General features: G+C 45.1%; 20 protein-coding genes, 1 riboswitch and 1 other annotated feature. Of the genes, 15 read left to right on the forward strand and 5 right to left on the reverse strand.

Features of this window, described 5'->3' with window-relative positions:
• Positions 1-237 precede the first annotated feature (237 nt).
• A riboswitch (SAM riboswitch) is annotated at positions 238-356 on the forward strand.
• Positions 357-485: 129 nt separating this feature from the next.
• Together metK and tbcS are read left to right on the forward strand one after the other, a co-directional pair.
• Entirely contained in the window at positions 486-1,706 is a 1,221-nt protein-coding gene (gene metK, locus ABWW58_RS00815; RefSeq protein ID WP_353867407.1) for a methionine adenosyltransferase, read from the forward strand.
• A gap of 798 nt (positions 1,707-2,504) precedes the next feature.
• Positions 2,505-3,572 (forward strand): tetraprenyl-beta-curcumene synthase, encoded by a 1,068-nt coding sequence (tbcS, locus tag ABWW58_RS00820; protein WP_353867408.1) that lies wholly within the window; start codon positions 2,505-2,507, stop codon positions 3,570-3,572.
• Here the strand turns inward: tbcS and mnmL are convergent.
• Entirely contained in the window at positions 3,569-4,531 is a 963-nt protein-coding gene (gene mnmL, locus ABWW58_RS00825; protein ID WP_353867409.1) for a tRNA modification radical SAM protein MnmL/YtqA, read from the reverse strand. The two genes, tbcS and mnmL, sit on opposite strands and share 4 nt — an antisense overlap.
• A gap of 296 nt (positions 4,532-4,827) precedes the next feature.
• Positions 4,828-5,064 (forward strand) — a binding site (T-box leader).
• A gap of 79 nt (positions 5,065-5,143) precedes the next feature.
• Between mnmL and leuS the strand changes: the two genes are divergently transcribed.
• On the forward strand, positions 5,144-7,567 hold the full coding sequence (gene leuS / locus ABWW58_RS00830; protein WP_353867846.1) for a leucine--tRNA ligase: 2,424 nt from the start codon (positions 5,144-5,146) through the stop codon (positions 7,565-7,567).
• Between the two features lie 212 nt (positions 7,568-7,779).
• Positions 7,780-9,375, forward strand: a complete 1,596-nt coding sequence (locus ABWW58_RS00835) for a putative polysaccharide biosynthesis protein (RefSeq protein ID WP_353867410.1) — start codon at positions 7,780-7,782, stop codon at positions 9,373-9,375.
• A gap of 118 nt (positions 9,376-9,493) precedes the next feature.
• Here the strand turns inward: ABWW58_RS00835 and ABWW58_RS00840 are convergent, their stop codons facing one another.
• From ABWW58_RS00840 to cysK, 3 genes are all read right to left on the reverse strand, one after another.
• A complete protein-coding gene (locus tag ABWW58_RS00840) occupies positions 9,494-9,934 on the reverse strand; it encodes a hypothetical protein (RefSeq protein ID WP_093671884.1) in 441 nt (146 codons plus the stop codon).
• Between the two features lie 124 nt (positions 9,935-10,058).
• Entirely contained in the window at positions 10,059-10,277 is a 219-nt protein-coding gene (locus ABWW58_RS00845) for a DeoR family transcriptional regulator (protein WP_093671886.1), read from the reverse strand.
• Between the two features lie 386 nt (positions 10,278-10,663).
• Positions 10,664-11,596 (reverse strand): cysteine synthase A, encoded by a 933-nt coding sequence (gene cysK / locus ABWW58_RS00850; protein WP_353867411.1) that lies wholly within the window; start codon positions 11,594-11,596, stop codon positions 10,664-10,666.
• A 212-nt stretch (positions 11,597-11,808) separates the two neighbouring features.
• Between cysK and thpR the strand changes: the two genes are divergently transcribed.
• The 4 genes from thpR (at position 11,809) to trmB (ending at position 15,523) form a co-directional block, all read left to right on the forward strand.
• Positions 11,809-12,366 carry an RNA 2',3'-cyclic phosphodiesterase gene (gene thpR, locus ABWW58_RS00855; RefSeq protein ID WP_353867412.1) on the forward strand — a complete coding sequence of 186 codons (558 nt, stop codon included), beginning with the start codon at positions 11,809-11,811 and terminating at the stop codon, positions 12,364-12,366.
• 64 nt (positions 12,367-12,430) lie between these two features.
• Positions 12,431-13,219: a hypothetical protein gene (locus tag ABWW58_RS00860; RefSeq protein WP_353867413.1), complete on the forward strand. Its 789-nt coding sequence runs from the start codon at positions 12,431-12,433 to the stop codon at positions 13,217-13,219.
• Positions 13,220-13,668: 449 nt separating this feature from the next.
• Complete coding sequence (locus tag ABWW58_RS00865; RefSeq protein ID WP_445783409.1) at positions 13,669-14,466, forward strand: phosphotransferase; 798 nt, start codon at positions 13,669-13,671, stop codon at positions 14,464-14,466.
• A gap of 415 nt (positions 14,467-14,881) precedes the next feature.
• Positions 14,882-15,523 carry a tRNA (guanosine(46)-N7)-methyltransferase TrmB gene (trmB, locus tag ABWW58_RS00870; protein WP_353867415.1) on the forward strand — a complete coding sequence of 214 codons (642 nt, stop codon included), beginning with the start codon at positions 14,882-14,884 and terminating at the stop codon, positions 15,521-15,523.
• Between the two features lie 29 nt (positions 15,524-15,552).
• Here trmB and ABWW58_RS00875 read toward each other — a convergent pair whose 3' ends face one another.
• Positions 15,553-15,882, reverse strand: a complete 330-nt coding sequence (locus ABWW58_RS00875) for a hypothetical protein (RefSeq protein WP_353867416.1) — start codon at positions 15,880-15,882, stop codon at positions 15,553-15,555.
• A gap of 227 nt (positions 15,883-16,109) precedes the next feature.
• Here ABWW58_RS00875 and ABWW58_RS00880 point away from each other — a divergent pair, with 227 nt between their 5' ends.
• The 7 genes from ABWW58_RS00880 (at position 16,110) to ABWW58_RS00910 (ending at position 23,058) form a co-directional block, all read left to right on the forward strand.
• Complete coding sequence (locus ABWW58_RS00880) at positions 16,110-16,631, forward strand: DUF84 family protein (protein WP_353867417.1); 522 nt, start codon at positions 16,110-16,112, stop codon at positions 16,629-16,631.
• A gap of 109 nt (positions 16,632-16,740) precedes the next feature.
• Positions 16,741-17,556 carry a DUF1444 family protein gene (locus tag ABWW58_RS00885; RefSeq protein WP_353867418.1) on the forward strand — a complete coding sequence of 272 codons (816 nt, stop codon included), beginning with the start codon at positions 16,741-16,743 and terminating at the stop codon, positions 17,554-17,556.
• A gap of 56 nt (positions 17,557-17,612) precedes the next feature.
• Positions 17,613-18,230 carry a YtpR family tRNA-binding protein gene (ytpR, locus tag ABWW58_RS00890; protein WP_353867419.1) on the forward strand — a complete coding sequence of 206 codons (618 nt, stop codon included), beginning with the start codon at positions 17,613-17,615 and terminating at the stop codon, positions 18,228-18,230.
• Positions 18,231-18,263: 33 nt separating this feature from the next.
• Positions 18,264-20,558 (forward strand): DNA translocase FtsK, encoded by a 2,295-nt coding sequence (locus tag ABWW58_RS00895; RefSeq protein WP_353867420.1) that lies wholly within the window; start codon positions 18,264-18,266, stop codon positions 20,556-20,558.
• 297 nt (positions 20,559-20,855) lie between these two features.
• The gene (murC, locus tag ABWW58_RS00900) at positions 20,856-22,163 is read left to right on the forward strand and encodes a UDP-N-acetylmuramate--L-alanine ligase (RefSeq protein WP_353867421.1); all 1,308 of its coding nucleotides are present in this window, start codon (positions 20,856-20,858) and stop codon (positions 22,161-22,163) included.
• 158 nt (positions 22,164-22,321) lie between these two features.
• A complete protein-coding gene (locus tag ABWW58_RS00905; protein WP_353867422.1) occupies positions 22,322-22,753 on the forward strand; it encodes a DUF948 domain-containing protein in 432 nt (143 codons plus the stop codon).
• A 17-nt stretch (positions 22,754-22,770) separates the two neighbouring features.
• Positions 22,771-23,058 carry a YtxH domain-containing protein gene (locus ABWW58_RS00910; protein WP_353867423.1) on the forward strand — a complete coding sequence of 96 codons (288 nt, stop codon included), beginning with the start codon at positions 22,771-22,773 and terminating at the stop codon, positions 23,056-23,058.
• The last annotated feature ends 88 nt before the right edge of the window (positions 23,059-23,146 follow it).

The raw sequence follows: 23,146 nt of genomic DNA on the forward strand, positions 1-23,146 counted from the left end.
GGCATGACACGCGACGTGGCGATTTGCCTGACCTCGGCTCTTTTTGTCCTCCTTTTTGAACAGACTCTAATAGATTAACAGTGTATGTGTCACGATGCAATGGACAGTGAAATCAGAATTTCTGTGAATCTTAGTTTTTTCAATCTATACTATTCTGCAATGTTTGCCTGTGACAGTCGCGAGGAATTCGTTGACAGTTTTAATCCCCTGCGTTATGATGGGATTTACATACGGCTGCTCTTATTCCGAGTAGGCAGAGGGACAGGCCCGATGAAGCCCGGCAACCGGCCGAATAACGGCACGGTGCTAACCTGCAGAGAAAAGAGATTGTTTCGTCTTTCTTCTGATAATAAGAGGCGCGCGATAAGAATCGGCCTATCCTTAATTGGAGTGGGCTTTTTTCATGCCTTGAAAACAAAAGCAGAGGGATCGAGTACCGTTGACACCATTTTGTATATAATGTTTGAAAGGCAGGGTGAAGAAAAATGACGAAGAAGTATTCAAGACGCTTGTTCACTTCCGAATCGGTAACTGAAGGCCATCCGGATAAGATTTGCGACCAGATTTCAGATGCAATTCTTGATGAACTCCTTAAGGGGGATCCAAATGCAAGGGTTGCTTGTGAAACTGTGGTTAATACTGGACTTGTCCTTGTAACAGGTGAAATTTCGACTTCCACCTATGTGGATATACCGAAAGTAGTTCGCCGTACGATTCAGGAGATTGGCTATAACAATGCGAAATACGGCTTTGATGCCTCTAACTGTGCAATTTTAACGTCTATTGAGGAACAATCGGCAGACATTGCGCAGGGCGTTGACAAGGCGCTTGAGGCGCGTGAGGGCACGATGTCAGATGATGAGATTGAAGCAATTGGTGCCGGAGATCAAGGATTGATGTTTGGTTTCGCAGTCAATGAAACACCGGAGCTGATGCCGCTCCCAGTTTCACTCGCGCATAAGCTTGCAAAAAGGCTGGCTGACGTTCGCAAAAACAAGACGATCGGTTATCTCCGTCCCGATGGAAAGACTCAGGTAACGGTTGAATACGACGAACAGGGCCATCCGGAACGCATTGACACAATTGTCATTTCCACACAGCATGATCCAGAAGCGACCGAAGAACAAATCAAGAAAGATATTCATGAGTTTGTAATTCGGCCGACAGTTCCGCCGAACTTAATTGATGAAAAAACCAAATTTTTCATTAACCCTACCGGGCGCTTTGTTATTGGCGGACCACAAGGAGATGCCGGTCTGACCGGAAGAAAGATTATCGTTGATACCTACGGCGGATACGCGCGTCATGGCGGCGGCGCTTTTTCAGGAAAAGACGCGACGAAAGTTGACCGCTCGGCCTCTTATGCGGCCCGATATGTCGCAAAGAATATTGTCGCAGCGGGATTGGCTGAAAAATGTGAAATTCAATTAGCCTACGCCATCGGTGTCGCTGAACCGGTATCCATTTCCGTGGATACCTTTGGCACCGGGAAAGCAACTGAGGAACAGCTTGTTCAGTTGATTCGCCATAATTTTGATCTTCGTCCGGCAGGTATTATTGAGATGCTTGATTTACGCAGGCCGATCTATCGACAGACGGCGGCTTACGGACACTTTGGCCGAACCGACATCGAACTCCCATGGGAGAAGACCGATAAAGCAGATTTATTAAAACAGCAAATACACTCTGAGTCTAAGACCCATTAACTTCTTGCACGCAAAATCGCTTTCCACGCCCTCGGGTGTGGATAAGCGATTTTTTTCACACTGATAGGATAGCATAAAAAATATTTGTTTCAAGGAAACGACGGCGCTCACATCCTATGAGCAACGTCGAAGCCACCGCATCCTGCGGAAGTGTGTCCTGTGGCTCACCGAACACTAGGCCGTCCATGACCTTCGCCAGAAGGCTTGGCGAAGCCAAGTTTTCTAACACTGGTAAGAATGTATGGCGTTTTGCTTTGCCGGTACGACGATAAGGTCATAAGATTCGGTTGGGCGATCAGGGAAGCGCTCAATCTGAGAAATAAACGGAAAAATTCCGCTTAATTAGAAAATGAATGAAAAAATTGCTTAAATAGACGGATAATTTCCGCTTATCGAATCGAAAAACGTGAAAATGGCGGGTTTTTCTGTGTATAACCGGAAAAATTACCCTTATGTACCTGTAAAACAGGCGCCAGGATGCAAATAAGCGGAAAATCTCCGCTTATTTTACTCGTTACTTAATTAAGGATCAAAATGATTTGTGAAATAGAAATGTCTGTTCACGCACAAGGTTGATGATTCAAAACGGTATTTGGAGCAAAGGAACCTTCGCTAATGACGCATGTCCTGCAAGCAACGCGAAAGTCACCGCATCCTGCGGAAGTAAGGAACAGGCGCTCTTTGTTCGGTTTTTCTTATAGATAAGTTCGCATAAGCAGACTGATCGTTTGCTATAATAGGTGATAGTGAGATGTTCGCTCTCGGATATTATGGGCGGATTTAACTGGAGGCGTGTTGATGACGGTACCATCGAGACCGATTAAACTTATGGCGCAAATATACAGGAAAGTGCTTCCTGATGTGCATCATAATCTAAAAAAATGGAAGGATAAGGCGCTTGCGATTCCTGATGCCGAGTTGCGCAAACAGGCGCTTGCGAGCATTGAATCAAAGACATTTCATTGCGAGGGCGGTTCCATTTACAGCCTTTTAGCCGAAGGACACAGGAAGGAAATTATTGCGTTCATTGTCGCCTATCAAACAATTAGTGATTATCTGGACAACCTTTGCGATCGAAGCATATCTCTTGACCCGGAAGATTTTCGCTGTTTGCATCAGTCGATGCTGCATGCGCTGACCCCGGGAGCAGCACCGGAGGATTACTATCGCTACCGCGGCGTTTGCAATGATGGAGGCTATCTTCAGGCGCTTGTGAATACATGTCAGCAAACGCTGAACGGTTTGCCGGCATTCCCAGTCATTCAACCCGCGCTCCTTGAGCTGGCAGGATTCTACTGTGATCTGCAAGTGCATAAGCATGTGAAAAAAGACCAGCGTGTGCCGAGACTCATCGCTTTTTTCCAAAAAAATAAAGCTCACCTCCCTGAGATGAGCTGGTATGAGTTCGCTGCTTGTTCCGGTTCGACACTAGGAATCTTTTGCATCGTCTCCTATGCTGCTTCGCGCGGCTCTGAGATGGCGCAGCTTGTCGATCGAATTAAGGACAGTTACTTTCCATGGGTGCAGGGGCTGCACATTATGATGGACTATTTCGTTGACCAAGAAGAGGACCGCATTGAAGGGGATCTGAATTTCTGCTCCTACTACAGCAGCGATGAAGAAATGATTCATCGCTTTAAGCATTTTATTGAAGAGGCGGATAAGGCAATTGAAAATATGCCGGACAAAAACTTCCATAAGATGATTAATCGCGGTTTGCTCGGAATCTATCTCGCTGACCGAAAAGTTGCCAAACAGCGCAATGTTCGTGTGCTGGCGCGACGATTGATTTGCCGATCGGGAGGCAGCGCCTTGTTTTTCTTTGTCAACGGCTGGCTCTACCGCAGAATCAGGCAGAGCATTTAAGCGTGCGTTGTTGTTTCGGCATACTTTCCTTGCCAGCTGTTGCGTCTTGTTAATTCATCGTCAATCGCATCCAGCACTTCCCATTTATTCAAGCTCCACATCGGACCAATCATCAGGTCAGCGGGGCCATCACCTGTGAGTCGGTGAATGATCATTTCAGGAGGCAAAATTTCGAGTTGGTCGCAAACAAGATTTACATAGGTTTTAAAATCAAGGAATTGTAACATGCCTTTCTCATACTGCTTCACCATCGCTGTTTTTTTCAGCAGATGGAGCAGGTGAATTTTAATACCCTGAACATCGAGTTTAGCGACTGCCTTCGCTGTTTCAAGCATCATTTCCGGTGTCTCGCGCGGCAATCCGTCGATAATATGAACGCATACCGGTATACTGTGTTTGCGGAGTTTCTCAACGCCTTCGATAAAACAGTCATAATCATGTGCGCGGTTAATGAGGCGGCCGGTCTCGTCATGCACGGTTTGCAGTCCTAATTCGAGCCATAGGAATGTGCGCTTGTTTAATTCGGCAAGATAGTCGACGACGTCATCCGGCAAGCAGTCCGGGCGTGTGGCAATCGAAAGTCCGACAACGCCTTCTTGTTCCAAAATCACTTCATAACTCTCGCGGAGAACATCAACCGGGGCGTATGTATTTGTAAACGCTTGAAAATAGCCGATATATTTATCAGCGTGCGGCCACTTCGTTTTCATTTGTTTTTTTACCGTATTGAATTGAGTGATTAAATCATCTCTGCGGTTGCCCGCGAAGTCACCTGATCCTTTTTGGCTGCAGAAGGTACACCCGCCCCAGGCGACCTTGCCGTCGCGGTTCGGACAGTCGAATCCACCGTCCAGGGGTACTTTGAAGACCTTACTTCCAAATTCATGCCTCAAATAGGTATTCCATGTATAATATCGTTTATCCGGGCCGTAATGCGCCGGTCTTTTTTGTTCCGCCATTTGGCTTGCTCCCTTCAATTACCTATGGCACATTCTAGCAAACATTTGATTAAACATAAAGCCGCGAGTTTAAGCGGCACAATCGCCGTATCTTCGGCCTTGAAACTGGCAGCTTGTCCGATCCGTTAATTTGTTTCAAAGGGTTTGACCATCCTGCCTGTAACCATGACTCCGCAGGTATGAAGTACCTTTTTTCGCCCATATTTGGTTTTTTCTAATCGGAAAATCTACTTTTTTGTCGGAGCGAGTTGACATCTCATGTTTATATCAATAAAATGGAAACACAACCTTAATAATGAACGACAATGAAGGAGAAAAGTAGCTTATGATCCGCTTTCAGAGAGTCGGCGTTTGGTGAGAGCCGGTACGGATACAGAGTGAACTCGCTCCGGAGTCGCGAGTGCGGCCCTTAACTGGGAGCCTCGCCGCAACCCGCGTTATGGGTTCAACAAGCGAGCGAACGGAAAAATCCGAACGCTAATTTGGGTGGTACCGCGGGAATTTGACTTAGTAATCAACCTCTCGTCCCTAACAACAAGTTAAGGGCGGGAGGTTTTTATATTTTTTTGACTAGTAAGCCCGCTTTAAAAAAAGGAGGAACTCGCCATGGCAATGGCTTTTGATCATCAGAAAATTGAAGCAAAATGGCAGAAATACTGGGATGATCATCAAACATTCAAGACCGATGATGATTCTGATAAACCTAAATATTATGTGCTGGACATGTTTCCGTACCCATCAGGTAAAGGGCTGCATGTCGGCCATCCGGAAGGGTATACCGCGACTGACATCATGGCGCGAATGAAACGAATGCAGGGCTTTGAAGTCCTGCATCCGATGGGCTGGGATGCGTTCGGCCTTCCTGCGGAACAATACGCGCTGGATACCGGACATGATCCTGCTGACTTTACACAGCAAAACATCGCAACATTCAAGAGACAGATTAAATCGCTCGGTTTCTCGTACGATTGGAATCGTGAAATTAACACAACGGATCCTGGATACTACAAATGGACACAATGGATATTCCTTCAGCTCTACAAAAAGGGCCTTGCCTATATTGCTGAAGTGCCGGTTAACTGGTGTCCCGCTCTTGGAACGGTTCTAGCGAATGAAGAAGTCATCGATGGAAAAAGTGAACGCGGCGGCCATCCGGTTGTCCGCAAGCCGATGCGCCAGTGGATGCTGAAGATTACTGCATACGCCGACCGCCTGATTGATGACCTTGACGAGGTGGATTGGCCGGAAAGCGTTAAAGAAATGCAGCGCCACTGGATCGGACGTTCAGAAGGGGCCGAGGTTCAATTCAAAATTGACGGGCATGAGGCAGAAAGCGTCACTGTCTTTACAACACGGCCGGATACACTGTTTGGTGCGACTTATATGGTACTTGCTCCGGAGCATAAACTCGTTGATGAGATTGTGACACCGGAACAGAAATCAGCCATTGATCGCTATCGCGCAGAAGTGGCTGCAAAGAGCGATCTTGAGCGTACGGATCTTGCGAAAACGAAAACCGGCGCGTTCACCGGTGCTTATGCGATCAATCCGGTTAACGGTAAGAAAGTGCCGATCTGGATTGCTGACTACGTTCTCATTACTTATGGATCAGGCGCGATCATGGCGGTGCCTGGTCACGATGATCGTGACTATGAATTTGCAACGAAATTCCACCTGCCGATTATTGAAGTTGTTGCAGGTGGTGATCTGTCCAAGGAAGCGTACACAGGGGACGGTAAGCATGTGAATTCAGGCTTCCTTGACGGTCTTGGAAAGAAAGAAGCCATTACAAAAATGATTGACTGGCTGGAAGAACATAAGGTCGGCAACCGCAAAATAACGTATCGTCTGCGTGATTGGTTATTCAGCCGTCAGCGTTACTGGGGTGAACCTATTCCGATTATCCATATGGAAGACGGATCGCTTAAGGCGGTGCCTGAAGAAGAGTTACCGCTGCGTCTGCCGAAGACGGAGAACATTAAGCCGTCTGGTACGGGAGAATCGCCACTGGCAAATGATACGGACTGGATCAATATCGTTGATCCGGAGACAGGAATGAAGGGTCGCCGCGAAACGAATACAATGCCGCAATGGGCAGGGAGCAGCTGGTATTTCCTTCGTTACGTTGATCCTCATAATACAGAGAAGCTGGCGGATCCTGAGAAACTGAAACGCTGGATGTCGGTTGACCTTTACGTAGGCGGCGCGGAGCATGCTGTGCTTCACTTGCTGTACGCGCGCTTTTGGCACAAGGCTCTTTATGATCTCGGTGTCGTGCCGACCAAAGAACCGTTCCAGAAGCTGGTCAATCAAGGGATGATTCTTGGGACCAACCACGAGAAAATGAGCAAGTCAAAAGGAAACGTCGTTAATCCGGATGATATTGTTGCTTCTCATGGTGCAGACACACTCCGACTATATGAAATGTTTATGGGACCGATCGATGCAGCAATTCCTTGGTCGGAAACCGGAATCGACGGATCACGCCGGTTCCTCGACCGGATCTGGAGACTTTTTGTTACAGCGGAAGGCAGTCTTACCAAAGCGGTGTCACGTGATGCAGCTGCGAGTGAGGCTTTTGAAAAAGCTTATCACCAAACGGTTAAAAAGGTGACTGATGACTTTACGATCATGCACTTTAACACCGGAATTGCGCAGATGATGACCTTCATCAATGAAACGTATAAGCAGGAACAAATTCCGACTTATATGGCTGAAGGATTTATTAAACTGCTTTCTCCGGTTGCTCCGCATATCAGCGAAGAAATCTGGTCACTGCTCGGTCATGACGAATCGGTTGAAAAATCTGCTTGGCCGACCTATGAGGCAAGTAAACTTGTAGAAGAAGAGATCGAAATCATTGTCCAGGTAAATGGCAAGATCCGTGCTCGCTTTAATGTCGGCAAAGGCACATCAAGAGAAGAACTTGAGAAAAAAGCCATGAACAATGATCGAGTGAAGGAAAATCTTGAAGGCAAGTCTGTCAAGAAAGTCATTGCTGTTCCAAATAAACTCGTTAATATTGTTGCAAAATAAATCAAAGCACCTTCATAAAAACCGTTTCTGATGCGAACGCATAGAAGCGGTTTTTATTACATCGTTTACAGATTCGCTTGATACTAGCTTCACTGTTGATGAATGCGACTGATAAGAGATCGTTAAAATGATGCTGTATGAACGGCATAATGTGGTAAAATACTAAGAGTTGTGGGCAGTTGGCCCAATTGAAGATTTAGGAGCGTAGACAGATGTCCGCATCAAAAATGATCCGCGGGACAATGATCCTGACGGTCGCCTCTATTGTATCAAGATTACTCGGAATCCTATTTATAATTCCCTATAATGCATTGACAGGTACACAGGGCGTATTTCTCTATACGGTTGCCTATACACCCTATGCGATCATGCTGAGCATATCCACGATGGGGCTTCCGCTTGCTGTATCTAAATTTGTGTCCAAGTATAATGCGATGGGCGATTATGATTCAGGAAAACGCCTAATGAAATCCGGATTCGTATTAATGTCGCTAACAGGTGTGATTGGTTTTCTGATCTTGTTTCTCGGTGCACCGCATTTTGCGACGGCTTATGGACTTCCATCAGATAAATTGCCTGATGTTGTGCTTGTTACCCGAGTCGTGAGTATTGCTATTCTTGTGGTGCCGGTCATGAGCTTGATGCGCGGCTACTTTCAAGGTTTCCAATCCATGGGACCAACCGCCGTTTCTCAAGTGGTGGAACAATTTGTTCGGATCACTTTTATTTTGATCTGCGCTTTCTTAGTCATGAACGTATTTAACGGCTCTCCGGTTACCGCAGCTGCGCTTGCCACTTTTGCTGCGTTTGTCGGTGCGGTCGGCGGGTTTTACGTAATGCTCTATTACTGGGTGAAGCGGCGTCCGTATCTTGCAAAGCTGAAGCAAAAAACAAAACAACGGTATCGAATTTCGTATGCAGCCATGTACAAGGAACTGGTTACCTATGCGGTTCCCTTCGTAGCAGTAGGGATTGCCATGCAGCTGTACCAGCTTATTGATCAAGTCATGGCTTTTCACTATCTTGATTATAGTGTGCCGGTAAAAGATATTATTCTTTCCGATTTAACGGGCAACGATCAAAAAATGGTGATGATTCCGGTCACCTTAGCAACTTCGCTTGCCGTCAGTGCTGTTCCGTCTATTATTAAATCTTTTTCTACGGGAAATATAGCCGAAGTCAATCATAAAATTACGCAAGCGTTTGAACTGGTTCTTTTTCTCACCATTCCGGCAGCAATCGGTTTATCTGTTCTCGGGTATATGGTGCATGGTCTGCTTTTTGAAATTAATCCACATGATCTGCAGATTGGCGGGCGTATCTTGCAGTGGTACGCACCGACAGCCATTTTCTTTGCACTCTTCCAAGTGACGGCTTCAATACTTCAAGGCATCAATCATCAGCGTGTAACGTTGATCAGCCTTGGAGCAGGAGTCCTGATCAAAGTGATGCTCAATCCTGCGTTCATGAAATTTTTCGGAATGGTCGGCCCCGTGATCGCGACCGATATTGGTTACGCGGTTTGTATCTTAATTAATTTAATCGCGATTAAACGCGCGACCGATTATCATTATTCGCTCGTTGCTCGGCAAATGGTACATATTATTGGCTACACAATTGCCATGTGCCTCGTGATCCAACTCATCTTCCTGTTATTCGGCGGAAATGTGCCGAGCGGAAGAGGGATTGCGATAACCGTGATTATTCTTAGCGTCGTTGTGGGTGCAGCAGTATATCTTATCCTCGCGCGTTGGACTGGGCTGCTTCGGCGAATTGTCGGCGGATTTAGAGGGCGCAGAGCTGAGTGATTTCTATTATAATGATAAAAAACAAAGGAAATTCGGCTTCATTCCCGAATTTCCTTTGTTTTTAATGCGGTTCGTACCAAAATTTTTTCACACCGGCATAAATTTAGCCGAATCGTCTTCATCTTGGCGGAAATCCTGGGCCACCAATCGGGGGAATTGGAAAACCAAGTCGCCGTTCGATCATTCGTACGCGCCGGTCGAGGCTCTGCAACTCGCGTTGAAACTGAGCTTGCTGACGTTCAATCTGGTTAAGGCGTCGATCAAATTGCTGCGGATTAAATGGCGGCTGTAGCGGACGCGGCGGCTGCATCTGTCTATCGCCAGCGTTCGGAGCAGGTCCGTCAGATCCATCCCATACAAAGCTGTTATCCATATAGGTATTGCCGGCGCCTTGAGAGGCCGGAAACGGATATGACGCATCCGAACGTTCGTTTGAGGCGGTGGTGGTCTTTGCTTGAAAAGGTAATTGATTTGACTGGTCAATCCTGCCTCTTGGTGCTGAAGCAGGCTGAAAAGCAGTTGCATCCGGAGGCAAAGAGGTATTGCCGTTTGAGAACATAAACATGATCCTCCTTGAATCAAGTAATTGGTAACATTCATCTATAGTCTATGTTTGCGGATGATTTTTGCCTATGTGTCCGCATTTTAACGGCAAATAAAAAGAGCTGTTCTTTTTCAACAGCTCACGAAACCCTGACTTTTTTTTCTGTTACGGTCCATTGGCCTCTCTCAGGACTTCTAACCAAATCATTATAGGTAAGAATATTCAAGTCTCTTTGCATTGTTCTCTGTGTCATGTCAAATTCTTCAACCAGCTCTTTCGTCGAAACAGTACCTTGTCTGCGAATGAACAAATATACGGACCTCACACGATTTAGCATTCGATCAGTTGAAGGACTCAAGTCACCACTCCCTAGATTATTTATCAATAAAAGTTATGCCTTTTACTGAGCGAAATATTCAAACAAGAGTCAACACACAGAATTTATTTTCGGATAAAGAACCGAAAATAAATGAGGGATGGAGGATTTAGCACCTCATCCATTTGACGGAAATCCATGAAAAAGAACAGTCAATGGAAGCCCGACTTCAATCACAAAGTCACATAATTTTCTGTTAACAACTTTAATATAACTCTTAATCCAAAAAAGTCAATTGTTTTTTTGTTAATTTTTGATTTCCTATAGTTGTCCTTCATAGGACGATGAATGGAGTCGGTTCATCGATGAAAATCCGCAAAAATAAAGAAACCTCCACGCGCGTGCGCGTGGAGGAGATAAAAGATCCATTATCTTGGAAAAATATCACCGGATAAATAGCGTTCGCCGGTGTCGTTAATAATACAGACAATCAGTTGACCTGGTTTGAATCGACGTGCAACTTGAAGTGCGACATAGACGGAGGCTCCTGAAGACGGACCGCATAGAATGCCTTCTTCGCTTGCGAGACGGCGTGTGATTTCATAGGCGTCTTCATCGCTGACATCGATCACTTCGTCGATAACGGACATATCCATCGTTTTGGGTATAAATCCAGGGCTCGTGCCGACAATTTTATGCCGTCCGGGTTTTCCACCAGTATATACAGGTGATCCGGCAGGCTCGCAAATATGTACGGTCATGCCTGGAAATGCTTCTTTTAAGGCGTTTCCTGCTCCTGAAACGGTTCCTCCCGTTCCGGCGGCTCCAACAAAAGCGTTAAGGGTGCAGCCTAGAGAATGGACGTCCTTGATAATTTCAGCAGCCGTCGTTTTTTGATGTGCTGCAGGGTTGGCTTGATTTTCGAATTGCATCGGCATGTAACTATTAGGCAGACTTTCGGCTAATTCCCGCGCTTTTTTAATCGCACCGGGCATTTTATCTCTCCCAGGGGTCAATACAACTTCTGCGCCAAATGCTTTTAATAAATTAATGCGCTCCTGAGTCATCGTATCCGGCATGACAATAATCGCCTTGTAACCGCGCGCAACTGCGACCATTGCGAGGCCGATGCCCATGTTTCCGGAAGTTGGTTCGATAATGGTTGCGCCTTTCCGGAGGGTTCCTTGACGTTCCGCTTCGAGAATCATGTACAACGCGGCGCGATCCTTCACGCTTTTTGTGGGATTTAAATATTCTAATTTCACGTAAATTGCGGCACCGTTCGGATCCGGAAGCCGGTTTAGACGCACCATTGGGGTTGCGCCAACAAGTTCATCGATAGATTGAACAACTTTTGTCATAATTACCTCTCTTTTCTTCAAGGGCTTGTACAGCTAAGACGTACTATTCGAATTGTATTAGTTACATTATACAGGATGAGTAGGGCGCGGGTCGACTATTGATGTATGATTTCCTAGTAAATAGGGATTGATTCTATAATAATAAACAAAGGTAACGATACGTGCATGAGCCAGTGGAGCATCGTTATGATCAATAGAAAAGGGCTGAGGTTATGTCAAACCATTTCTTTTTAGCGATTCCGATTGCTGAAAATCTAAGATCCTTATTATACGAAACAACAGATCCTTTTTTGGAATCTGTTTGTTATAAGCGAAGAACAGATCCAAGGGATTATCATATCACCCTTTTCTTCTTCGGCGAAGTTGATGAGGAAAGACAAGAGAAATTAAATCGTACTGTCGCGCGAGTCACAGAAAAAATTTCCGCTTTTCAAATCATACTTACTGGAATCGACGGCTTTGGAGAGAAGCACCATCCACGCGTTCTGTTTGCTTCGCTTGCCCCAAATCGCAGGCTGGAAGCACTAAGAGAGAAATTGAGCCGGGAACTTGCTGAGATTGGCTTTAATACTGAGAGTAGACCGTTTCATCCGCATATCACGTTGGCTAAACGGTGGGTAGAAGGCGAATTGTATCATGATTTACCTGTAATGGATTGCGCGGTTTCAGGAAAATCATGGGAAGTTAACAGCATATCACTATTTAGGGTTTGTCCGGGTATGTCACCACAGTATCAGTTGGTCGTCAATTTTCCATTTCGAAACGAATAAAAATCGTTTCTTGTAAGCCTTTTTGTATTAGAATAGGGCATAGACTAGGTGAAGGTGGACAAGTATGGCTCAGCTCATTAAGGTTAATCAATGTGTTTCACGGTATCAATTAAACTTGCGCTGCTATGCAAATCGTTATAATTGGTTGAAAAAAAGGCGCATGGAGGCATGGAGAGAGAAGTGGTTAGGTAAACATACTATTCAAAATTCAGTTAATGGTGTCGATAAATATAGTAATCATTGGAAAATTGGTTTTGATGACTGGCTGTTTGATAAACAAGTGTTGTGGTCGACACGCACTGCATCTGAACGATCGGCGCGGCCGGACGATATTTCCACAGAGCATTGGCTAAGAAGAATGCTCAAGGGAATAAATGATGTTTCTTTTTTAATGTATCGCCCGGTGCTGCTTACCAAATCCGGCTCCGTTCAGCTTGATTCTTTGCTGATCACCAATGATAAGATCTGCTGTGTTCATCCGCTCTTAGGAGAGACAGGCGATGTATTTCAGCCATATTCGCAAAGAATGTGGAATCAGATTACGAATGGAGCCTCGGTACGTCCGCTAGTGAATCCGATGATCTCACTGCGGCGAACGAAAGCAGTTGTTGCCGCATTTCTGAAGGGTAAAGGGTTGACCTCAATGCAAGTAGGTACGGTTGTTTACGCTCCAGACTGTTATATTGAAGATACGGTTAACGACTATGAGACGGATTTTGTTGATCAGCGGAATGAAAGCGAATGGTTTCAAAGAATGGATCAGCATTCATTACTTATGAAAAGAGAGCAGCTTGAAGCTGCTGAAGCACTGCTGAAGATGAGTGAAACTCTGTGCGACTCAAGAATGGATTGATCACAAAACATGAGACAGAATCTCACTTTAATGATTGTTGATTCAACGTGAACGTGGTATATTTTTAGGCATAGTCTGTTTTTTTGTACTATAAAAAAGTATATAGTTTTAAGGATTATAGTATAAGTGGTATGCCAATAAGGGAACGTTCTCTAAACACGGGAACGTTCTGTAAGCAACGCGAGAGCCATCGCAGCCTGCGAAAATACGTCCTGTGGCAAGCCGGACACTGGGTCGTCCAAGGACATTCGCGACGGTGGCTTCGCTTTAAAAAGGCTTGGCGAAGCCAAGTTTTCTAACACTGATAAGAAAGTATAAAAAAATTAAAGATTCAAGGAAACGAGTGTAAGTGCAACTAAGTCTTCGCCTTCGCCAGAGGCTTGGCGAAGCCAAGTTTTCTAATACTGATTAACGCGGTTAACTCAGAAAGGCAATGGTGGAATGTTTTGATTCGATTTTTCGATGGCGATAATTGGGAAATTTCTCCGGCAGGAGGATTAACTGGAGAAGCCTTTATGGCAAGTTCTGGGGAAAATAAGCTTTTTATTAAGCGAAATTCTTCTCCTTTTCTTGCTGTTCTCTCTGCTGAGGGCATTGTGCCAAAACTGCTGTGGACACGGCGTGTGGACAATGGTGATGTGCTGACCGCACAGAAATGGCTGACGGGAAGAGTACTGACGCCTAAAGAAATGTCTTCAGATAAAGTCGCCGGATTGTTGAAGAAAATTCATACGTCCGAGCCGCTTCTAACTATGATGAAACGACTGGGCAAGAAGCCAATGACGACCACGCAAATCGTAAATCAGCTGACGGGTCAGGCGCGCGGGCGCAATGAGACACGCGCGCTTCGACAATCGCTCAACTTTTTAAAAGATATGGCAGAGCTTGCGGAATATCCGAAAAAGAGTGTCTGTCATTCGGATATTAACCATAATAATTGGTTACTTGGAACTGATGAAAAAAGTTTGTACCTTGTGGATTGGGATCAGGCGGTGATCGCTGATCCGGCCATGGATCTGGCTATGCTGCTTTACTGGTATGTCGAGGAGGATCAGTGGCAGAATTGGCTTGGACTTTATGGACTCGAACTCACGCCATCTTTGCAGTTGCGGCTTGTGTGGCATATGCTGGCGATGACTTTGAGATTTATGTTCTGGCATCAGGAACATGCCGAGACGAAGAAAATGATCTTATTTGAGAAAGACTTGCTCTGGCTTAATGAGTATGCCGCAGATTCCTTACTCTGAGTGCGCATCTAAATCATGTACATGAAAGAGCGGTTAGTGTATACAACTCGAATCTGGCATCTTCCCGGTGATCGGGGGGATGCACTTTTTTGCACGAATACGTAAAGATGGAAACTCGTACGGCAGTTCTTTGTTTAGAAAAACCGGACATGCCCGTTCTTTACTTCCGCAGGATGCGGTCGCGGCGGTTGCTCAGATGTCTCGACCTCCGCTTTTGAGCCAAGACACTGATTTTTAGAGAACTTGGCTTTGCCAAACCTCCGGCACTTTGTTCGTGACAAAATACCAGGATGTTGAAGAAGTTCATGGTAAACTAATAAATACAATAAAGTGATTGACGCAAACCCGCTGCGTGCGAAATATGCGTGCTAATAATAAGTTTTATTCTTAAAGTGAAAATAAGGGAGAGTTAAACATGAGAGTACGCCATAAACCTTGGGCTAAAGGAAAACTTGATTTGCATTCGGATATTGTGATTCAGTCGGCCAGAGATTACAACGGCGAATGGCATGAAGTGTTTCATAAAGAAGCGCCGCTTCATGTAGAAATCGGATCAGGCAAAGGCCGCTTCATCACAGGTATGGCGAAAAAATATCCGAATGACAATTTCGTAGGTATTGAGTTGCACGAAAGTGTGATCGTTACCGCTCTTGACAAGTGCCTCGAAGAAGGTCTTGAAAATGTTCGTTTGATTAATGAAGATGCAAGAGGGCTTACCGAATTTTTTGCTGAGGATGAGGTAGATGCTCTTTACTTGAACTTCTGTGATCCGTGGCCGAAAAACCGCCATGAAAAAAGAAGGCTGACTTATTCAGCCTTTCTTGCCCAATATGAGTATGTGCTGAAAAAAGGTGGAGTTCTCAACTTTAAAACGGATAATCAGGGGTTGTTTGAATATTCACTTGAAAGTTTTTCAAAATATGGGTTTACGCTGCAGAATATTAGTCTTGATTTACATCGCGCACGGCTCAAAGACAATGTGGTTACTGAATATGAAGAAAAATTCTCTGAAAAAGGGCAGAGAATTTATCGGTGTGAGGCCATAGCCAGTGAGTAAACTAACGCATCACCAAGGGAGGATCCACCTCACCCTTGTTTTTGCGGCTTAAATTCCAAAATTGTTCCGCTGCCCGCATCGGCGATAAAGTCAAAATGGCGATTGCTTCCTTTTTCATTTGAAATCAAGCCGCCTCTATACACCATGTGGGTCAAACTGTCTTTTGACCAAATATGCGGCGAAAGATAGATCCAAGCTCCGTCAATTGTGAGTTGTTTGTTAACCGTGTTTTTGACGCGTTCCAACACTTTTTCTGAGCTTAGCGTCTTCTTTTCGGACATAAGGCGGCTAGTGGCGGTACCTGCGAGGTATCCGGCGGCCAAACCGATAACAAGTGCTGTTCCAAAGTGACTTTTCATGTCAATTCCTCTATTCTCACAGGCGTATGCCCGACAGTTGTCAAATCTGAACTGAGGGAGAGCCTGTGTTTTGGATTCTTAGATCTACTTCAAAGTATAATAAAAGTGATCCATTTAACCAAGTATTAAATAGATCACTTATTAAAGGCGTCCAAATCCTGCGAAAGTAAGCGCGGGGCAGCTTGAGAATGCGCAGTTAATCTCAATGGAAAGGAGGAGAAGAACATATGATCATTATCGGAGTAGGCACAAAAAATCCGGCTAAGATAGAGGCAGTGAATCAATTGATTCAAAATCAAAGTATGGACGCGATCATTCGGAGCTTTGATGTTCCTTCTGGAATTTCAGCGATGCCTATGTCTGATTCAGAGACAAGGCAAGGGGCGATTAATCGTGCGAAAGCCGTGTTGCAACAGGATTCGAAAGTTACCTTCGGTGTCGGTATGGAAGGCGGCGTGTCCGATATTGATGGGGACATGTACTTATGCAACTGGGCAGCGGCGGCAGACCGTCACGGTCAGCTCATCAGCGCGGGGGGTGCCAGAATTCTTCTCCCAGAGGTGCTTGCCGAAGGAATTCGTGCCGGTCATGAGCTTGGAGATCTTGCTGATGAGTATGCGCATCAGAAGAATGTGCGCACTCATGGAGGAACGATCGGTATTCTTACTGAGGGACGAATCACGCGTACTGAAATGTTTCTACATATTCTTAAATTAATTGAAGGTATGTATGCGCATAGAAAAACGTAAACCATTTGAAAAGAGGATAACCTATTCATATGAAGTAAGGCTATGCTAAACTAAGGACATATCCACGGAAATGCGGCACCTGGCGACGAAAGGAAAGGGGCTGATGCGTATGGATCGTGCTGAACTAAGGAAAATGCTTGAACTCAAGTTAAATGGCAAAGGACGTAAATTGCATTTTGATCATAAAAAAGACAGTGTGCGCGTTGAACAGGATATGAATGGCAAAGGGTTAACCCTTTCGATGAATGAATTGCTCCGTCGTTTCGAGGAAAAAGGGCCCAAAGCGCTGGAACAATCGATCATTGCTATTGACCGCGGACTTAAGGCTATGGCCTGCGCTCCGCACTTAAAAGGGAATGAAGATCGTCTTTTTCCGGTGATTCGCTCGGCGTCTTTTCCCAATCAAACGGCAGACGGGCAGGCGCTTGTTTCAAGAGAACATACCGCTGAAACGAGGATTTACTATGCGCTTGACCTTGGAGACGCGTGTCGACTGATTGACAAGCAATTTCTTGATCAAGAAGGCATGGATGAGCGGGCACTTAAAGAACGCGCAACAGTTAACTTGAGCGCGCTTCCGACTAAAATAAAAAAGGATATCGTCCGCAATAACACTTTTTATTTTATCAATATGAACGACGGCTATGATGCCAGCCGATTATTGAACCGAAAGCTTGTCTCAGATATGCGCGCGAAAGCAAAGGGCGATTTGACTGTGGCGATCCCTCATCAGGATGTGTTGATTTTCGGTGATATTGTTAATCCTGAAGGATACGACATCCTCGCTCAGATGACAATGAAATTTTATACGACAGGTACTCTGAGGATCACAATGCTTCCATTTATTTTTGACGAGAAGGAAACGCTTGAACCAATTTTTATTATGGCCAATAAACGACCAGTACCTGGAAATGACAAGAACTAAAAATAGTGCCGTTAAAAGACGGGACGCAGTATAACCGTGCGGAAGGAGTTTCATGAATGATTCTTTATTATAATCGGAAAGGCATTGGAGACACACTAATTGTTTACTTGAAGGAAGGGGGAAAGCAAAGCGTTCAGACGAAAAATGATGTCGCGCGAGTCTTCGATGAAGCGACCAATGAGACGTTAGGATTAAATTTTTTTAATGCTTCTCATTTTTTAGACGATCAAGCGACAGGAGCGGTGGCGGTAAATGCCGCACTCATTGACTTGCTGAATCAGAAACTGACTGATGCAAAAGTGGATCTGACTTTGCCTGTGGATGTTCAACCTTTGATTGTGACCGGTTATGTATCTGAATCAAAGAACCATCCGGATTCAGATCATATGCATGTGTGTCAGGTGGATTGCGGTGAAGAGAAGCTGCAAATTGTTTGCGGCGCACCGAATATTGAACAAGGGCAGAAGGTGGTTGTCGCCAAAATCGGCGCACTGATGCCTGATGGAACCATTATTCGTCCTACTGTGCTGCGCGGAGTGTCTTCTGACGGGATGATCTGCTCTGCTCGTGAATTGGCGCTTGCCAACGCACCGCAAAAAAGAGGCATTCTGGTGCTCAACTCGGAGATTCAAGTCGGACAAGATTTCAATTCATTAAAGAAAATGCGCGTCTAACGCATAAATTCATGTGAAGGTGAGGTGAATGGAATGGCTGACAGATGGTGGCGCCATTTTTTCAATCAGGATAATGATGACGATTCCGAGCATGAACAAGGGATTGAGAGATCGCATCCGGCAGCTCCTGTAGGGCGTTTTAAGGATACGAATCGGCATGCTGAGGTGAAAATGCTTGCTCGATATCCAGAACATAATATGCCTGCCGTGAAGGGGCATCGTTTGGATAAGGAGACACATCTGCCTAATCAGCAGGTTTCAGAGTGTCAAAAGAAAAAGACGCCGTTCCGTCTGACTAAGGTACCTTCCCCTGTCTTTGGCTATCGCAAGCCGCCGGACAGTTTCAGCTCAACAAAACAGGATTCTTCTTTTTATCTAGATGTTTCAAAAGAAACACAGGAAAAGCGGCAAATTCAAGAGCGTAAACAAGAAGATTTGCTGCATCCGGTTGAACTGTCGTCTTCTGCGGATCATCCGGTTCTTGATCGGAAAATCACGGATCAACCATCGTTCAACAGAACGAAAGGGATGCCAAAAGAGGAATCACACAAGGAGAATAAGTCTGCCGAAGTAGTTGAGTCATATGAGACAGTGCATCCGCTAAGCGAGCGCTCCGTTCAACAGGAATCAATAGCGTACTCGGATCATACACAAAAGCAACGAATGAATAACCGCGCAGAAGAGCATTCGGACAAAGAAGCAACTGCCGACTCAATGGACAGCGGTGTACCCGTTAAGGAGAATGAAGGCATAATGCGCGTGAAGAGCCGTTTGCCGCGGTCTCCTCACCGTCAAAACACACAATCCAAGGTTCCGTTCAATGTTCTGATGTTTCATTCGGATGGGCAGGCGAAGCACGTATCAACGCCTAATTCTATTGCTGAACGGCCAAAAGCGTCCGAGTTGCAGATGCCTCTTGATTTGCTTAATGATTCCGCACAATCGGAACAAGATAGTGATGCGTGGATTGAAGATAAAAAAGCGACCTTAACGGAAACGCTCGAAAATTTCCATGTCGATGCCGATGTGATTGGTTATGTGCGCGGGCCAAGTGTCACTCGATTTGATTTACATCTTCATCCTGGTGTGAAGATTAATAAGGTTCTCAGTTTAAATGAGGACATTAAATTGAGTCTAGCAGCCAGGCAAATACGAATCGCTCCGGTTCCCGGGACAAGCGCTGTGGGAATTGAAATACCGAATAAGGTTAGAAGACCCGTTCTGCTTAAAGAATTGCTGACATCGGCGGAATATAAAAAAAGCAGAGCGCCATTGACGGCTGCTCTCGGTCAGGATGTGTCAGGCAATCAGGTAGTTACCGATCTGGCGAAAATGCCACACGGACTCATTGCCGGCGCGACCGGTTCGGGGAAAAGCGTGTGCATTCACTCGTTGATCCTAAGTTTGATTTATCGTACGCCGCCTGAGGATCTCCGCTTTCTTCTAATTGATCCCAAAGTGGTTGAGCTCGCCCCTTATCAGGAGATTCCACATTTAGCTGCACCCGTAATTACTGAGCCCAAAGAGGCGGCAGCGGCCCTTAAATGGGCTGTTGAAGAAATGGAACAAAGATATCGTCTGTTCGCGGATAACGCCGTACGAGACATGGAAGGCTATAATCGTAAGGTAGCTGCTGGAAATACGAGCGACACGAAAATTCCGTACATAGTCATAATAATTGATGAACTCGCTGATCTAATGATGGTCGCTCCTCAGGATGTTGAAGAATCTGTGTGCCGAATCGCTCAAAAAGCGAGAGCGGCAGGTATTCATTTACTTGTCGCAACACAAAGGCCGTCTGTAGACGTCATTACGGGACTTATAAAATCAAATATTCCAACCCGAATTGCGTTCAGCGTCTCATCGCAGACAGACTCCAGAACAATTTTGGACTGCGGCGGGGCAGAACGCTTGCTTGGGCGAGGTGACTTGCTGTTTGCGGAAAACGGTTCCCGCAGTCTGCGCAGACTCCAAGCATGCTACGTATCTGATGAAGAAATTAACCGTGTAACACATGCATTCCAAGATTGGCAAAAACCAGATTACCTCTTCTCTCCGGAAACGGTTCGTACTGATTACGAACGTTCGGAACAGGAGGATGAATTGCTTGGTGATGCGGCGGCTTTTGTTGTCGAGCAGGGACAAGCTTCGGTATCCGGCATTCAACGCCATTTTCGAGTCGGCTACAATAGAGCTGCCCGTCTCGTGGATGAACTGGAGTTGCGGAGCATAATTTCAGCGAATAATGGAAGCAAGCCTCGCCAGGTACTGGTTTCTAAGGAAAAGCTTAGAGAACAGCTGGCTGAACACGAGTTGGACGACTGCTGATTAATGGTGTCGCGCATGATCCACGATTGAGCGAATAAATGAAATTAAATATGTTTTTACAACGGTGGTAATAAAGGTTAAAATAAGTGTCGGGCATGACGGTGATAGAGCATATAGTAGTACTGTGTGTCCCAGTTTTGCACAATAATATCTGATGATAGTACATCGCACTTGTTGATCAGTCTCTGTTTTATTATTGGTGACGAATCCGCAGCACACAGAATAGCCAATAAATGAGTATACTATTCATATTGCGGCGATTTGGTCATGTACGAAGCAATTTATGGAGGTCATTGTATGGCGAAATACCATTTTGTTGGTATAAAGGGCACGGGTATGAGCGCACTTGCTCAGATTCTTCAGGATCTGCACCATGAGGTTCAAGGATCGGATTACGACAAACGTTTTTTTACACAAAAGGCACTAGAGGATAAAAAAATAAAAATATTGCCGTTTTCAGCGGATAACATTTCTTCTGACGAAGTTGTGATTGCGGGAAATGCGTTTCCTGATCAACACGAAGAGATTGCTAAGGCAAAAGAAATCGGTGTACCTGTTTACCGTTATTATGATTTCCTAGGCGATTTGGCGAAACAGTATACCAGTGTCGCAGTTACAGGGACTCATGGCAAAACGTCCACGACAGGACTGCTTTCTTTTGTTTTTAAAACATTCGCACCGACCTCTTATTTGATTGGCGACGGAACGGGCTCCGGTAATGATAAGAGCAAGTATTTTATTTGGGAATCTTGTGAGTACAAACGGCATTTCCTGCACTCGGATCCTGATTATTGTCTCATTACAAACATCGAATTTGATCACTCGGATTACTATAAGGATCTTGACGACGTTGTCAGCGCTTTTCAAGAATTAGCGCTTAAAGTGAAAAAAGCGGTGTTTGCCTGCGGTGATAACGAACAATTGCAGATGATTAAGTCGAATGTACCGATTATCTATTATGGTTTTAACGAAGAGAATGATTTTCAGGCGAGAAATGTAGTCTTTCTCCCTGACGATTCAGGAACCGAATTTGATGTTTATGTGCGTAACGACTTCTATGGACACTTCAAAATTACCGGTTATGGCAATCACAACGTGCTCAACGCACTGGGAGTGATCTCATTCTGTAATTACATGAGTGTTCCGATTGAGCTGGTGAAGGAGCGTCTCACACTTTTTCGCGGCGTAAAGCGCCGGTTCTCTGAAACGAAACTCGAGCAGCGAGATCAAGTGATGATCGATGATTATGCGCATCATCCAACAGAAATTCGCGTCACAATTGAGGCAGCTCGTGAAAAGTATCCTGATCGCAAACTAATCGCAATTTTTCAACCGCACACCTACTCTCGAACGATGACGTTTATGGATGAATTTGCAAACGCGCTTGCTACTGCTGATGAAGTCTACCTTTGTGACATCTTTGGCTCAGCCCGGGAAAAGAGCGGCAAATTATCTATTCATGATCTTCAAGACCGTATTGAAGGATCGCATATTCTGCACAACAGCACTATTGATGATCTAAAGCACTATGATCATGGCGTGCTGCTGTTCATGGGTGCGGGTGATATCCAAAAATATCAGAATGCGTATAAACAATCACTGTAATCCTTTTCATCGTACTGCCTTCCGCCTTTTTTTTAATATTTTTAAATGTTAATATAAGAGAGTGGACAAGTAATCCGAGATTTCATTTATAAGAATAGGTATAGAAATGCGATGATTCATCAAACTAATATGGAATCGATTGAAAGGGAGGATGTACGGTGATCATTATCCTATATTTGGCAGTCGCGGTTATTGCTGTTGCGTTTGCCGTTCTTGTTTATTTTTTGGCGCAGACATTAAGTGCCGCACAAAAAACGATGGAAGATGCTGCTTCGACACTTGAAGATGTTCAGGAGCAGATGAAGGGCATAAGCGAAGAAACAACCGAACTTTTGCACCGGACGAACTTACTTGCTGTCGATCTTCAGAGAAAGTCTAAAAGTCTAAACAGTATTTTCGACGCAATTGAAGGATTTGGCGAATCCTTGGGCACAATTAATACGTCTGTTAAGCGAGTGACTGCCAGCATTGAAAATAAGGGCATTGAGCACTCCGGTAAAATTGCTCAGGGTGTGCAATGGGGCAAAGCGGCAATCGACTTGGTGCAACGCTGGAAAAACGCACGCAAGTCTGACCCGGAAAAAGATTAAGAAAGGGGATTTTTTTCATGGGGCAGAGTGAAAAAAGTACTGCAAGAAAAGGTGCGGCTTTCTTTTCAGGATTTGTTGCGGGTGGCGCGCTTGGAGCGGTTGTATTGTATCTGATCGCTGCCCCGTCCGGAAAGGAAGTTATCCATCGGCTGCAGCAGGACAGTGTTTTGCTGAAGGGCAAAAGTGCGGAGATCATTGAGACGGCGAAGCAAAGGTCAATTGATTTGACCCATAAAATCTCAGCCGTGAAAAAGGATAGCGTAGAAGAAAAAGAACAAATGATTCCAATTCCAAAGGATTATTAATTCTTTTCTTTTGCGATCCTTTTTTCGATGATGTGGCGCAATCAATCCTTGGTTACAATTCGCACAAAAGTATAGCGAACCTTGTCAA

Source organism: Sporolactobacillus caesalpiniae, assembly GCF_040513385.1.
GTDB lineage: Bacteria > Bacillota > Bacilli > Bacillales > Sporolactobacillaceae > Sporolactobacillus.